Source organism: Selenomonas sputigena, from assembly GCF_026015965.1.
GTDB lineage: Bacteria > Bacillota > Negativicutes > Selenomonadales > Selenomonadaceae > Selenomonas.
The window spans coordinates 133,967-147,440 of the sequence record NZ_CP110383.1 but is presented as its reverse complement, the minus strand read 5'-3'; the positions used below and the strand labels follow the sequence as shown (position 1 = coordinate 147,440).

Sequence of the window (13,474 nt, the reverse complement as noted above, 5' to 3'; positions counted from 1 at the left end):
CTACTATGCGGAAAATCATAAATATCTAAACAACTGCACCAGGCAGCCGCCTTCCAAAACATCTGACTCATCCCTGTCGAGCATACGTCTGCCAAAAGCATGAAACCCATTGCGTTCATAAAATTCTACGAGGGCAGGCTTTTCCTCACACTCCAAATACACGACCTTTCCGCTGGATATACGCTGAATCTGCGCCGCCTTGTCACAGGCGATCGCCAGAAGCTCATCGCCGCGAATCAGTCTATCGTAACCATGCGCATAATTCTTCCCTAGCTGTCCGATCAAGATGGCGGAAACGATATATCTATGCAGCGACTCTTCCCATACGGCAAACTTGTTGATCCTTTTTCGCAAAGTCTTGCTCAATGCCCCTCGTTTCAAGTCAATATGAAAATACTTCTGTGCGATAGAAAAATAGCCGACCACAACATCTTCGCCTTTATATTGCTTAAAGACAAGATATGTGGCGGCTATTCTCTGCTTTGAAAAAGCAACCGCCTTTTCCTTGAGAAAGTTCTCCACATCTTTATTGCAGGGACATGAAAACTCCACGAGGATGTTGTTGAGCGCCTCTTCTTCGCCGCCCTCGATCAAATCCAGCAAATTGACAATCGGTGTACCGAGCATTATGAAGCCCTACGCATTTCGATACTTCGACAACAAGACGTGCATCTTCTCCGGCGGAACCTCATATACAGGCTGCCCCAGATTCTTGGCACGATATTGCTCCGCCTTTTCCAAGGCATTCGCAAATATCCGAATCTGCCTGTCCTCTTTGATATTCACGCTCTTCAAGAAACTCTTTGTCGCCATGACAGCCACCCTTTCTATTCAGACAGCAAAAGGCTTCCATCGAAGTACCATTCCACACGTCTTCAAGGCTATTATACTGCCGCGTTTCGAGAATGTAAAGGAATCACTGCTTGAGCTTGATGAACGGCGCCGTGTACTTGAAATCGACGTACTCGACGGGACGCTGCTTGACCTCCTGATCGACGATGAAACTGTCCGTCAGATGCGCCTTTTCTTCCAAGCGGTCGAGCGCACCGAGGCGGATCTGCACGCCGCCCGTCGTGTACGCCATGACGTCGTCCGGCTTCTTCAGCGACACCTCGGAGATCTGCGCATTCGTCTCAGGCTTCAGGGCATTGAGATAGACGAGCGCCGCCTTGAGATTTTCATCCGTCGTTTTGTCGCCGATGTAGATGTCCTTGAGCTTGATGCCCGTGACCATGGGAATCGCCATCTTCTTCAGCGTCTTGTAGGCGTCGATGACCGTGCCTTCGCGGTCGAGATCGACGTAGCCGAAATCGCAGTCGACGGTGGCGACGGGGCGGCGCTCGACGATCTGAATCTCAAGCGTCGAGGGCAAGGAGCGCCGCACGCTCGCCTGCTCGACGCGCAGATCCTTCATCAGGAGCTGCGCCATCTCTGCCGTCTTCACCTGGAAGAGCGGCACGCCCGGATAGACGCCAGCGACGCGGCGGATGTCATCGGCTGGCATGTAGTGGTTGCCGATGATGCGCACATCGCGCACGGAAAAGAGCGGCGAGTAGACGGCGACGGCGAGGAGAGCGCCCGAGACGACGAGGAACAGGAATCCCTTGAGGACGCGGCGCGGGCTGCGGCGGCGCACGATATGCGTCTCGCCCGGCAATGCGCCGGGCTCGGTAAAGCCGAGATTCTCCTGCCTTTCCTCTGCCATCGTCCCGCCTCCTTTCCGTATCCCGTACCTTCGCTCATTTCTTACTTCTCGTACCCTGCCATTTCCAAAATCCTTTCGCAGAGTTCGGGGAACTCGACGCCCATGGCGCGTCCCGCATCGGGCACGAGCGAGGTCTCTGTCATGCCGGGCATCGAGTTGATCTCGATCACATAGGGCGTCATATCCTCGCCGAGCATCATGTCGGCACGCGCCACGCCGCGGCAGCCGCAGGCGCGGAAAGCGTCGACGGCGAGCTGCTGCACGCGCTCCGTCACATCTAAAGGGATGCGTGCGGGAATGATGTGCGTCGAAGCGCCCTTCGTGTACTTGCTCGCGTAGTCGTAGCGTCCCGAAACGGTCGTGATTTCAATGACGGGAAAGGCCTGCGCTTCTCTCGCGTCACCCCAGACGGCGACGGTCAGCTCCTTGCCGCGAATGAACTCCTCGACGAGCACTTCCTCGTCGTAGCGGAAGGCGTTCTTGAGCGCCGCCTCAAGCTCCTCCTCCTTTTCGACGATGGCAACGCCGATGCTCGATCCCTGCGACGACGCCTTGATGACGACGGGCAGGGAGAAAGCCTTTCGGATGCGTGAGGGAAGCTCTCTGTCAAACTCAAAGCGATGAAACGTCTCGGAGCGCGGCGTCGAGATGCCGGCGCCGAGGAACACGCGCTTTGACATGACCTTGTCCATCGTGACGGCGGCGGCGAGGACGCCCGAACCCGTATAGGGGATGCCGAGCATGTCGAGCGTGCCCTGCAGCACGCCGTCCTCGCCGTACCTGCCATGCAGCGCGTTGAAGACGATGGCGCAATCGCTCTTTCTTATCGCCTCGGCAAAGTGCGGCGGATCGAGTTCCATGCCCTCGACTGCATAGCCCTTCGACTCCAAGGCGCTGACGATGGCGGCTCCCGTGCGGCGCGAGACTTCCGCCTCGCTCGACGGCCCGCCCATGACGACGACGATCTTTCCCTGCTTCATGAAATTATTTCCCCTCCAAAAGAGCGACCAGTTCCTCGCCCGTTTTCCATATATCGCCCGCCCCCATCGTGAGGATGATGTCGCCGGACTGTGCGATGGCGGCGAGGTGCGCGGCAATATCTTCCCGATGCGGAATATAGACCACGTCCTGTCCCGTCGTCTGCCGCACGGCGTCGAGGATCGTGCGCCCCGACACGCCCTCGATCGGCGCTTCTCCCGCCGAATAAATATCCGTCAGTATGAGCACGTCCGCCTCGCGAAAAGCGCCGCCGAACTCAGCGGCAAGAAGCTTCGTGCGCGAGTAGCGATGCGGCTGAAAGGCGCAGATGATGCGGCGCGGCTTCGTCTGACGCGCCGCGAGGAGCGTCGTCGCGATCTCCGTCGGATGATGCGCGTAATCGTCGACGACCCATACGTCCTGCACGCGCCCCTTCGTCTGGAAGCGCCGTTTCGCGCCGTGAAAGAGCGCCAGTCCCGCCGCCATCTGCTCGACCGTCAAGCCGATGGACAGGCCCGTGACGACGGTCGCGAGTGCGTCGAGCACGTTGTGCCTGCCGGGCAGATTGAGGCGCACGCGGCCGAGATCCTTTCCTTTGTGCAGCACGGAGAAATCAACGCCCGCGCCGTGCATCTCGATCTTGCCCGCGCGGTAGTCCGCCTCATGGTCGATGGCGTAGGAGATGACCTTGCGGCCGAGCGTCTGAGCGATGTCTCGCACGTTCTCGTTGTCAAAGCACAGGACGGCGTGGCCGCCGGGCTTGATGTTTTCCAGAAATTCGCGAAATGCCTTGCGAATGTTCGCGAGCGTGCCGTAGTGATCGAGATGATCGTCCTCGATGTTCGTGACGACGGCGATGTGCGGCCGGAGCTTCAGGAACGAGCCGTCACTCTCATCAGCTTCGGAAACGAGATACTCGCCCTTGCCGAGCTTCGCGTTGCCGCCGAGGACATCGACCTCTCCGCCGATGATGATCGTCGGCGAGATGCCCGCATGGTCGAGCGCGACGCCGAGCATCGAGGTCGTCGTCGTCTTGCCGTGCGCTCCCGCCACGGCGATGCCTTTCGCCGCATTGAGGAGCGCGGCATTGATGTCCGAGCGATGGAAGCGACGCAGGCCGAGCCGCGCTGCCTCGACAATCTCGGGATTCGTCTCAGGAATCGCCGTCGAGACGACGATGGCTTCTGCCCCGTGCACGTTCTCTGCGCGATGCCCGTGATGGATGTGCGCGCCGAGACCCTTGAGCTGCTCGATCAGCGCGGAAGAGCCGAGGTCGGAGCCTGTCACCTCATAGCCCTTTTCCAGCAGAATGTGCGCGAGCGCACTCATGCCCGCACCGCCGATACCGACAAAATGTATCTTATGGATGTCCTTCAGCAACTCTCTCTCCTCCTAATCCTTCGCAATCTCCAGCACGAGATCGGCAATCTCATCGGCCGCCTCGGGGCGGCCGAGCGCACGGCTCTTCTCTGCCATGCGGCGGAGCTTTCCTTCTTCTGACAAAAGCTCGCCGAGCAGCGCCGAAAGCGTCTTGTCCGTGAGATCGCGATCCAAGATCACGCGCGCCGCGCCCGCTCGCTCCAAGGCGCGTGCATTGTACTCCTGATGGTTCTCCGCCGCGTACGGATACGGCACCAAGATCGCGGGCACGCCGCGTGCCGTGAGCTCGGCAAGTCCCGTCGCACCTGCGCGGAAGACGGCGAGATCCGCCATCGCCATCGCCTCGGGCATATTGTAGAGGTAAGGCTCGACCTTGATGTGCGGCGCGGCGGCAATATCCACGCCCGCCTCCTCCAGTCGGCGCATGACGTCCTCATACTCGCCCCTTCCCGTGACGAGAAGGAACTGCACCTTGGGATACTTCTGCGCCGCCTGCAGGACGCCGACCATCGCGCGGTCGATGCTCCTCGCGCCGCGGCTGCCGCCCGAGACGAGTACCGTGCGCTTTGCCGCATCGAAGCCGAACGTTTCGAGCGCCTTCTCGCGGCTCGCCGTCATGACCTCGCGGCGGATGGGATTTCCCGTAAAGACCGCCTTTTTGCGCGGGAAGCGGCACAGAGCCTCTTCCGTGCCGACGGCGATCTTCGTCACGAACTTCGACAAGATCTTGTTCGTCACGCCGGGCACGACGTTCTGCTCCTGAATGAGCGTCGGCACATGCGCGAGGCTCGCCGCCATGAGGATCGGCCCGCAGACGTAGCCGCCCGTGCCGATCACGACGTCGGGGCGGAAGCGGCGCACGATGGCCGCCGCCTCTGCAACGCCGTGCATGGCGCGTCCGAGCCGCACGATGTTCGCGGGCGAGAAACTGCGCTTGAGCCCCTCGATATCGACGGTTTCAAAGGGGATGCCTTCCTTCGGTATGATGTCGGCTTCCAGGCCTTTCTGCGTGCCGACGTAGAGAAATTCCGCCGTGCGCTCCTTCTTGGCGAGAGCGCTCACAAGCGTCAGCGCCGGATATATGTGGCCACCCGTGCCGCCGCCCGAAACGATGATCTTCATGCCTGTTCCCCTTTGCCTGCCATTTCTGCGTTTTTCTGCAAACTCCTATGCCAGCTCGCGTGCCAAGCGCTTGAACACCTCGCCGCGCTCCTCGAAGCCGTCGAACATGTCGAAGCTCGCGCACGCGGGCGACAAGAGCACGACGGCAGGCGGCTTCGCCAGACGACGCGCGATGTAGACCGCCGTCTTCATCGAGTACGCGGCGTCGTGGATGTGCGCGGCGGGAAAACCCGCTGCGCGCGCCGCTTCGGCGAAGCGAACAGCGGCGTCGCCGACGAGGATCAGTTCCGTGCAGCGCTCCGAGACGAGATGCATGAAGTCCGTCAGATCCGTCATCTTGTCGTCGCCGCCCGCAATCAGCACGATGCCGTCCGAGAAGGATTCGAGCGCCTTGATCGCCGAGTCCGTATTCGTCGCCTTGGAATCGTTGTACCAGGCGACGCCCGCGAGATCGAGAAAATGCTCGATGCGGTGCTCAACGCCCTTGAAGGAGCGCAGCACGCGGCGGATCGCCTCAGCCTCAACGCCCGCGAGGTGCGCCATCGCCGCCGCCGCGAGCGCATTCTCAACGTTGTGCGCCCCCTTGATGCCAAGCTCCGCCGTCGTCACGAGCACGATCTCCTCGCCGCCCTGGCGCAGGACGAGCTTGTCGCCTAAGAGCAAAGCGCCCTCTTCGAGCGCCTCCCTGCGGCTGAAGAAAAATACGGGGCACGCGGCACGCGCCTGCATCGAGCGCGTCCTCTCGTCGTCGTAGTTCAGGACGAGCCAATCGCCTGTTGCCATCTCGCGGAAAAGCCGCTCCTTCATCGCCTGATAGACTTCCATCGAGCCGTGCCGCTTGATGTGGTCGGGCGTCACGTTGAGGACGGCGGCTACCTTCGGACGGAAGTGCTCCGTCGCCTCCATCTGGTAGCTCGAAATCTCGGCGGCAACCGCGCCGCCCTCGCCCGCCTCCAGCACCGCCTCCGACAGCGGATAGCCGATGTTGCCGCCGACGCGCGTCTTCTCCTTGCCGAACTTCTCGGCGAGCAGCAGCCCCAGGAGCGTCGTCGTCGTCGTCTTGCCGTTCGTCCCCGTCACGGCGAAGATCGGCGACTTGGCAAGCGTCGCCGCCAACTCCACTTCGCTCGTGATGCGGATGCCGCGCCGCTTCGCCTCCTCGGCGAGCGGGATGGCGACGGGAACGGCGGGCGAGAGCACGAGAAGATCGCAGCTGTCCAGGAGCGCGGCTTCCTGTGCGCCGAAAATCAGCCCGATGCCGAGTTCGCGAAGCTCAGAGACATCTTCTTTGATCGCCGCCTCGTCCTTCGCATCGGAAAGCATGACCTTCGCGCCGAGCCTCCTGAGAACCTTCGCCGCCGCAAAGCCGCTGATCCCGGCGCCGACGACGAGAACCTTCTTTCCTTTGAAATCCGTATCGAGATGCAATATGCTTCCTCCTCGCTTTATCTCTTCCCCGCAGCCGAGGGAGGCGTCCCAAGATGTCAAACGTCTGCCTGCGTCAATATGCGAGCCATGCGCCGAGCGCCGCAAAGACGGCACCGACGAGCCAGAACGTATGGACGACGCGCGTCTCCTGCCACCCCTTTAGCTCGAAGTGGTGATGAATCGGACTCATGAGGAAGACGCGCTTTCCCGTCGTCTTGAAGGAGATGACCTGGATGATAACGGAAAGCGCCTCGGCGACAAAGACGATGCCGATGACGGCGAGCAAAATTTCCGTATGTGTGAGAATGCCGAGCGCGGCGATCGCGCCGCCGAGCGCCAAGGATCCCGTATCGCCCATGAAGACGCGAGCCGGATGATGATTGAAGCGCAAAAAGGCGCACGAAGCGCCCGCAATCGCCGCCGCGAACACGGCAAGCCCCGTCGCGCCAAAAGCGAGCGCGACCGCCATGTAGGCGAGCGCGGCGACCGTGACCGTGCCCGCCGCGAGGCCGTCGAGACCGTCCGTGAGATTCACGGCGTTGCTCGTGCCGACGAGCACGAAGAGCACGAGCGGGTAGTAGAAGAGCCCGATGTCAAGCTCCGCGTGCACGAGCGGCAGCCAGACCGTCGTCGCAATGCCGAGTTCATGCTGTGCGAAAAAAATGACGACGACGGCGATGACGATCTGCCCCAAGAGCTTCTGCCGCGCCTTGAGGCCAAGGTTGCGCTTCTTCACGACCTTGATGTAGTCATCGAGGAAGCCGAGCGCGAAGTGCCCGAGCATCACGAAGAGCGCGAGCCATACGCCCGCCGTCAAGGGCACGGCGGCAAGCGTCGCGAGCGTGATGGCGGCGATGATCACGATGCCGCCCATCGTCGGCGTGCCGCTCTTCGCCTGATGGCTCTTCGGCCCTTCCTCGCGTATGCTCTGCCCGAACTTCAGCTTGTGCAGCTCGGGAATCACGAAGGGGCCGGCCGCGAGCACGAGGACGGCGGCGAGCGCCGCCGCTCCTGCAAGAGAAAGCGCCGTCGTATTCACATCCATCATTTGCCTGCCTCCAGCGCCTTCTTCAACAGGGGGATGATCCCATCCATCTTCATGCCGCGCGAGCCTTTGAAGAGCACGGCGTCGCCCGGCTGCAGGATCTCTTTGAGCCTTGCCGCCGCCGCCTCGTGCGACGCCATGCGCTCGACGAGCGGCACGCCGCCCGCCTCTGCGGCCTCCACGATGAAGCGGCTCTCCTCGCCGCGCGAGAGGACGGCGGCAAAGCCCAGATGCGCCGCCTCCTCGCCCACGCTCGCGTGGCCGCTCTTCGACGCGCTGCCGAGTTCGAGCATGTCGCCGAGAACGGCGATCTTCCTGCCCGCGAACATCTCAGCGAGCGTCTTCAAGGACGCGCGTGTCGATGCGGGACTCGCATTGTAAGCGTCGTTGACGAAGGTGTATGCGCCGCACTTCTCGACGGCAAAGCGCATCTTCTGCGCAGGCGGCACGGCGAGTCCGCGCCGGACATCCGTGAGAGAAAGGCCGAGCACGCGGGCCGCAGCGATGGCGGCGAGCGCATTCGACACATTGTGTCTCCCTGGCATCGGCAGGAAGAGCTCGTGCCGTTCCAGTCGCCCGCGCTCGTTTTTCCATTCCAGCATGAATCTCATGCCGCCCTCGGCCTTGCCGACGGCGACGGCACGCACATCGGCATCGCGCGAAAGCCCGAAGGTCACGACGCGCACGCCCGCCTTCGCCTTCTCGCGCATCGCTAGGACGCGCGCATCGTCGGCGTTCAGTATGACCGTGCCGCCCGGCTCCACAGCCTCGACAAGCTCCGCCTTCGCCCTCGCGATGTTCTCGATCGAGCCGAGAAGCTCCATGTGCACCTCGCCGACGTTCGTCACGATGGCGACGGTCGGCGCGGCGAGCGGCGCGAGCGCGGCGATCTGCCCGAGTCCTCTCATGCCGATCTCGACGACAGCCGCCTCGTGCGCGGTGCGAAGGCCAAGGAGCGTCAGCGGCAGGCCGATCTCGTTGTTATAGTTCGCCGCCGTCTTCTGCACAAGAAGGCGTGCGCCGAGCACAGCGGCCGTCAAGTCTTTGGTCGTCGTCTTGCCGTTCGATCCTGTGATGGCGACGACGGGGATGGAAAACTTCCTGCGCCACGCGGCGGCGATCTGCTGATAGGCGAGCAGGGTGTCCTTCGCCTTGAGCACGACGCCCGTCTTCGGCAGCTTCGCCTCGGGCGTATCAGCCGCTACGAGCACGCCCGCCGCGCCCTTTTCGACCGCCTGCACCGCGAAGTCCGCGCCGTCAAAGCGCTCGCCCCGAAGCGCGACGAAGAGCGATCCCGCCGCAATCTTTCGCGTATCCGTCACGATGTCGGAAAATGCGATGTCCGCCGCCGTGCGCACGGCTTCAGCCTCCGCCGCGCGCTCGACATCGGCGAGCGAAAAGCGCATCGCATAGCTTTTCTCCCGCGCGGCGACGGCCTCGCGGGCGACTTCCTTGTCGTCGAAGTGGATCGTCTTGTCCTTCAAGATCTGGTAATTCTCGTGCCCCTTGCCCGCGATGATGACGATGTCGTCCTTTTCGGCGAGCGCCACGGCACGCACGATCGCCGTGCGGCGGTCGGCGATCTTTTCATGGCGCTTGTCGCCGATCTTCTCAAGCACGCCGACCTCGACCTCATCGAGGATGCGCGCGGGATCTTCCGTGCGCGGATTGTCCGAGGTCACGAGTACGACGTCAGAAAGAGCCGCCGCGATGCGCCCCATGATCGGCCGCTTCGTGCGGTCGCGGTCGCCGCCGCAGCCGAACACCGTGAGGATGCGTCCCGCCGCAATCTCCCGCGCCGTATTCAGGATGTTCTCCAAGCCGTCGGGCGTATGCGCATAGTCGACGATGATGGAGAACGCCTGCCCCGCATCGACGAGCTCAAAGCGCCCGGGCACGCTCTTGAAAGCTTCGAGCGCCCTCTTGATCGCCTCGGGCGCGATCCTTTCCGCGAGCGCCGCGCCGACGGCGCTCATGACGTTGTAGACGTTGAAGATTCCCGTGACGCCGAGCGAAAGATCCATCCTGCCGAAAGCGCCTGCAAGCGTCAGTTCCATGCCCCGCGCATGGACGCGGATGTTCTCGGCGCGAAGGGCGGCTTCCTTCTTCACGGCATACGTGAGATGCGCACACTTCGCATGGGCGAGCATTGTTTCGCCCGCCGCATCGTCGATATTGACGACAGCCGTCTTACCCTCCTTCGCACCCTTGCGGCTCACAAGGTCGAAAAGGCGCGCTTTCGCGCGCTTGTAGTTTTCGAGCGTCTTATGATAGTCGAGATGATCCTGCGTGAGGTTCGTGAATACCGCCGTATCGAATTCGATGCCCGCCACACGGTTCTGATCGAGCGCATGCGAAGAAACCTCCATGACGACGAAATCCATGCCACGCCGCGCCATATAGGCGAGCGTTCGCTCCAGGACGACGACGTCGGGCGTCGTATTGTGAATCGGCAGAGCCTCATCCTCAACGAGGATCTGAATCGTGCCAATGATTCCGACCTTGTACCCCGCCTCGCGCAGGATGGCACGCGTCATGTAACTCGTCGTCGTCTTGCCGTTCGTGCCCGTGATGCCGATGATGCGCATCTTTCGCGACGGGTAGTCATGGAAAAACGGCACGATGACCTCAAGCGCCGCCGCAAGATTCGGCACGCGAAGAACCGCCGCCGCACCCTCGGGAATCTCAATCCCGCGCTCCGTCAGAATCGCGCACGCGCCCTTCTCGACCGCCTGCGCGATGAAGGAATGACCGTCGACATGCAGCCCCTCGATGGCGACGAAGAGCGTCCCCTCCGTCACCTCGCGCGAATCGTGCACGATGTCCGCGATCTTCGCAGCTGCATCTCCCTTGATTTCAGCGCCCTCGACGAGCGCCGCCAACTCGGCAAGCGTCTTCATTGCCATCCCTCCATGAAATTTATCGGACCTATTCCTTCGCACCTGTCGCAAAGTAGACCGTCTTCGGCGTGCTCATGCCGAGCTTTTCCGTCGCGATGCGGCGCACGCGCTCGGGCGATTTCATCTGTGCGATCTCGATCTTCAGATGCTCATTTTCCTTTTCGAGCGTTTCCGCCTGCTGTTGGATCTTCACGAGATCGTAGCCGCGGCTCGCCGTGATGCCGCTTCGGATCGTCACCGCCATCGCCATGATAGAGACCAGCGCGAGCAGCAAGAAGCAGCGGGAGCGCAGATGCGTGTTGAGCGTCGGCCGCCGCTTAGGAGGCGGCGCGGGCTTCTCGATCCGCTGCGGCTGCAGCTCCTCCTCATAATACTCATACTCCCTTTGTCTTGCGAGCATCTGTCGATCCCTCCTTGATAGCGGTGCTGCCGCTTCCTGCGGCCTCCGCCTGCTTCCTCATACGCCCTCTACCGAAGAGCGGCTTCCTATAATTTCTCAGCCACGCGCAATTTCGCGCTCTTGGCGCGCGGATTCTCTGCAGACTCTGCGGCGCTCGGCTTCTGCGCCTTGCCCAAGAGCCTGACCTTAGGCTCGTGACCGCAAACGCAGACGGGAAGCTCGGGCGGGCAGATACAGCCGCGTGCGAGTTCCTTGAATGCCTGCTTGACGATGCGGTCTTCAAGCGAGTGAAACGTGAGGACGGCGATCCTGCCACCGGGCGCGAGCGCGTGCACCGCATTCTCAACGCTTGCCTGCAGGATGCCGAGTTCGTCGTTCACCTCGATGCGGATCGCCTGGAAGATGCGCTTCGCCGGATGGCCGCCCGCCGCGCGGCGCACGCCCTTGGGCACGGCGCGGCAGACGATGTCAACGAGTTCGCCCGTCGTCTCGATGGGCTTTTCCTGCCGCGCTGCTGCGATGAATGCGGCAATGCGCTTCGCCCAGCGCTCCTCGCCGTAGTCGCGGAAGATGCGCCAAAGCTCCGCCTCGTCATATTCGTTGACAACCTCGTGCGCCGACAGGAGACGCGACGTGTCCATGCGCATGTCGAGCGGTGCGTCCTGCATGTAGGAAAAGCCGCGCTCTGCCGTATCGATCTGATGCGACGACACGCCGAGGTCGAAGAGCACGCCGTCGACAGAGGTGACGCCGAGACTTTGCAGAACCGAGTCGAGCGCACGGAAATTCGAGCGCACGACGTCGACGCGGCACGAGACGTTGGCAAGCCGCTTCTTCGCCGCGCGGATTGCCGCCTCATCCTGGTCGAGTCCGATGAGCCGTCCTGCGGGAGAGAGCCTGTCAGCGATGCGCCGCGCGTGACCCGCGCCGCCCAGCGTACAGTCGACGTAAGTGCCCGCAGGCTTCACGGCGAGAGCCGCCAGAGTCTCCTCCGGCATCACGCTCGTATGGCGAAACTCCATGCACTCACCTCAAATCCCGAGATCCGTCAGCGTCTCCGCGATCTTCGTGACCATCGGATTCACCTCGGCGTTATAAGCATCCCAAGCCGTGCGGCTCCAGATTTCGGCGCGCGTCATGACGCCGTTCAGGACGACGTCCTTCTTGAGACTCGCATAGGCGCGCAGGTTCGCAGGCACGAGGAAGCGTCCTTGCCTGTCCAATTCCAGCTTGCGTGCGCCCGCAAAGAAGAAGCGGGCAAAGGCGCGAGCCTCGGGCTTCGACATCGGCAGCGCCTTGAGCTTTGCCGACAGCCGCTCCCATTCCTCCTCGCCGTAGAGAAAGAGGCAGTTGTCAAGCCCCTTCGTGATGACAAACGAGCTGCCGAGCTCCGGGCGAAAATCCACAGGCAGGATCACGCGCCCCTTCGCGTCGATCGTATGCGTGTATTCGCCCATCAACATCTCGCTTGCCACCTCCTTCACCAGTGCTCTCTATATTAAACCACATTTCCCCACTTTTCGCCACTTCATTGTCTAGTTTTAATTCTTTCTTTCCCCTCTTTTTCCTGCCTCTCTCTTTCATTTTTTTCATCATGCGCCCATTTGCCGCAAAAATAAAGAGAAAGCACCCCCTTTACCAAAGACAAGGGACTGCTTTCCCACAAACATATTTTCTTTTTTAGGCAAGAAGAAGCCGCGCTTTTCCCTACCGCTTCTGCCAGCCGAAATTCTCGAAAATCGGCAAGTAGCGTAGACGCTTCTGAAACGATCCTTCCGTATTTTCCGTATGGAAGATCGGCACGCGGTCGATCGCATAGAGATTGCTCGCGCGATCCGCGTTGCCGTAGCGCACGGTGAACGCCATCTTGTAGCCCGCTTCCTTCACGAGATTCGCGATGTGCAGGTTGTACGCGCCCCCCGGGTAGGCGAAACATGTGACCGTCTTGCCAAGCTTCTCCTCGATCATGCGCTTCGAAGCGGAAAGCTCCTCCTTGACTTCATCATCCGTGAGGCTCGTCAAGGCGCGGTGTGTCATCGTGTGCCCCTCGATGGAAAAGCCGTTCTGTTCCATCTCGCGCAGCTGCTCCCACGTCAGATAGCCCTTCTTCTTTCCCACCATCTCCGTGACGACGAGAATCGTCGCCTTGAAGCCGTACTTCTTGAGAATCGGGTACGCCTTCTCATAGTTGTCGACATAGCCGTCGTCAAATGTAATCATCACGGGCTTTTCAGGCAAATCGCCTGCTCCCGTCAATGCGCCGTAAAGCTCTTCAGGCGTGATCGACTGGAAGCCGTTCTTCTTGAGCCACGCCATCTGGCGATCAAAGTCCTTCGGTGCGACGGCGAGTGAATGATTCATGTCGTTGACCATGTGGTAGTTCAGAATGCGCACCTTCGCCCCCTGCTCGACCTCCTGCGAAATGCGTGCATCAAGATCTCCCGTACCTGCCGCCATAAGCAGCGCAAAGAACAGCACGAAGAGCGGCAGAAACCGCCGCAGAAATTTTGTCATCT

13 protein-coding genes are annotated in these 13,474 nt (G+C 61.4%); all 13 read right to left on the bottom strand.

The features are described 5' to 3' along the window. Positions 1–15: 15 nt before the first annotated feature. The 13 genes from OL236_RS00730 to OL236_RS00665 all read right to left on the bottom strand — a co-directional run bounded on the left by OL236_RS00730 (position 16) and on the right by OL236_RS00665 (position 13,472). Positions 16–627 carry an N-acetyltransferase gene (locus OL236_RS00730; protein WP_265070975.1) on the bottom strand — a complete coding sequence of 204 codons (612 nt, stop codon included), beginning with the start codon at positions 625–627 and terminating at the stop codon, positions 16–18. Positions 628–636: 9 nt separating this feature from the next. After that, complete coding sequence (locus tag OL236_RS00725) at positions 637–813, bottom strand: hypothetical protein (RefSeq protein WP_265070974.1); 177 nt, start codon at positions 811–813, stop codon at positions 637–639. Positions 814–916: 103 nt separating this feature from the next. Next, a complete protein-coding gene (locus OL236_RS00720; RefSeq protein WP_009645443.1) occupies positions 917–1,705 on the bottom strand; it encodes a cell division protein FtsQ/DivIB in 789 nt (262 codons plus the stop codon). A 41-nt stretch (positions 1,706–1,746) separates the two neighbouring features. Continuing rightward, positions 1,747–2,685, bottom strand: coding sequence for a D-alanine--D-alanine ligase (locus OL236_RS00715; protein ID WP_265070973.1), 939 nt, complete (start codon positions 2,683–2,685; stop codon positions 1,747–1,749). 4 nt (positions 2,686–2,689) lie between these two features. Continuing rightward, positions 2,690–4,063, bottom strand: coding sequence for a UDP-N-acetylmuramate--L-alanine ligase (murC, locus tag OL236_RS00710; protein WP_265070972.1), 1,374 nt, complete (start codon positions 4,061–4,063; stop codon positions 2,690–2,692). Between the two features lie 12 nt (positions 4,064–4,075). Then, complete coding sequence (gene murG / locus OL236_RS00705; RefSeq protein ID WP_265070971.1) at positions 4,076–5,185, bottom strand: undecaprenyldiphospho-muramoylpentapeptide beta-N-acetylglucosaminyltransferase; 1,110 nt, start codon at positions 5,183–5,185, stop codon at positions 4,076–4,078. 45 nt (positions 5,186–5,230) lie between these two features. Next, entirely contained in the window at positions 5,231–6,613 is a 1,383-nt protein-coding gene (gene murD / locus OL236_RS00700) for a UDP-N-acetylmuramoyl-L-alanine--D-glutamate ligase (RefSeq protein WP_265070970.1), read from the bottom strand. 73 nt (positions 6,614–6,686) lie between these two features. Beyond that, positions 6,687–7,661, bottom strand: a complete 975-nt coding sequence (gene mraY / locus OL236_RS00695; RefSeq protein WP_265070969.1) for a phospho-N-acetylmuramoyl-pentapeptide-transferase — start codon at positions 7,659–7,661, stop codon at positions 6,687–6,689. Beyond that, entirely contained in the window at positions 7,658–10,564 is a 2,907-nt protein-coding gene (locus OL236_RS12445) for a UDP-N-acetylmuramoyl-L-alanyl-D-glutamate--2,6-diaminopimelate ligase (protein WP_320109801.1), read from the bottom strand. The genes mraY and OL236_RS12445 overlap by 4 nt, the downstream gene beginning before the upstream one ends. 22 nt (positions 10,565–10,586) lie before the next feature. Continuing rightward, on the bottom strand, positions 10,587–10,958 hold the full coding sequence (ftsL, locus tag OL236_RS00680) for a cell division protein FtsL (RefSeq protein ID WP_006191060.1): 372 nt from the start codon (positions 10,956–10,958) through the stop codon (positions 10,587–10,589). Between the two features lie 86 nt (positions 10,959–11,044). Beyond that, positions 11,045–11,980 carry a 16S rRNA (cytosine(1402)-N(4))-methyltransferase RsmH gene (gene rsmH, locus OL236_RS00675; RefSeq protein WP_265070968.1) on the bottom strand — a complete coding sequence of 312 codons (936 nt, stop codon included), beginning with the start codon at positions 11,978–11,980 and terminating at the stop codon, positions 11,045–11,047. A 9-nt stretch (positions 11,981–11,989) separates the two neighbouring features. After that, the gene (gene mraZ, locus OL236_RS00670; RefSeq protein WP_009645462.1) at positions 11,990–12,421 is read right to left on the bottom strand and encodes a division/cell wall cluster transcriptional repressor MraZ; all 432 of its coding nucleotides are present in this window, start codon (positions 12,419–12,421) and stop codon (positions 11,990–11,992) included. Positions 12,422–12,665: 244 nt separating this feature from the next. Continuing rightward, positions 12,666–13,472 carry a polysaccharide deacetylase family protein gene (locus OL236_RS00665; protein WP_265070967.1) on the bottom strand — a complete coding sequence of 269 codons (807 nt, stop codon included), beginning with the start codon at positions 13,470–13,472 and terminating at the stop codon, positions 12,666–12,668. Positions 13,473–13,474 lie beyond the last annotated feature (2 nt).

Excerpts from the sequence above, each read along its gene's own strand:
- OL236_RS00730 (WP_265070975.1), bottom strand. The coding sequence starts at position 627 with ATGCTCGGTACACCGATTGTCAATTTGCTGGATTTGATCGAGGGCGGC.
- OL236_RS00725 (WP_265070974.1), bottom strand. The coding sequence starts at position 813 with ATGGCGACAAAGAGTTTCTTGAAGAGCGTGAATATCAAAGAGGACAGG.
- OL236_RS00720 (WP_009645443.1), bottom strand. The coding sequence starts at position 1,705 with ATGGCAGAGGAAAGGCAGGAGAATCTCGGCTTTACCGAGCCCGGCGCA.
- OL236_RS00715 (WP_265070973.1), bottom strand. The coding sequence starts at position 2,685 with ATGAAGCAGGGAAAGATCGTCGTCGTCATGGGCGGGCCGTCGAGCGAG.
- murG (WP_265070971.1), bottom strand. The coding sequence starts at position 5,185 with ATGAAGATCATCGTTTCGGGCGGCGGCACGGGTGGCCACATATATCCG.
- mraY (WP_265070969.1), bottom strand. The coding sequence starts at position 7,661 with ATGATGGATGTGAATACGACGGCGCTTTCTCTTGCAGGAGCGGCGGCG.
- OL236_RS12445 (WP_320109801.1), bottom strand. The coding sequence starts at position 10,564 with ATGGCAATGAAGACGCTTGCCGAGTTGGCGGCGCTCGTCGAGGGCGCT.
- ftsL (WP_006191060.1), bottom strand. The coding sequence starts at position 10,958 with ATGCTCGCAAGACAAAGGGAGTATGAGTATTATGAGGAGGAGCTGCAG.
- rsmH (WP_265070968.1), bottom strand. The coding sequence starts at position 11,980 with ATGGAGTTTCGCCATACGAGCGTGATGCCGGAGGAGACTCTGGCGGCT.
- mraZ (WP_009645462.1), bottom strand. The coding sequence starts at position 12,421 with ATGTTGATGGGCGAATACACGCATACGATCGACGCGAAGGGGCGCGTG.
- OL236_RS00665 (WP_265070967.1), bottom strand. The coding sequence starts at position 13,472 with ATGACAAAATTTCTGCGGCGGTTTCTGCCGCTCTTCGTGCTGTTCTTT.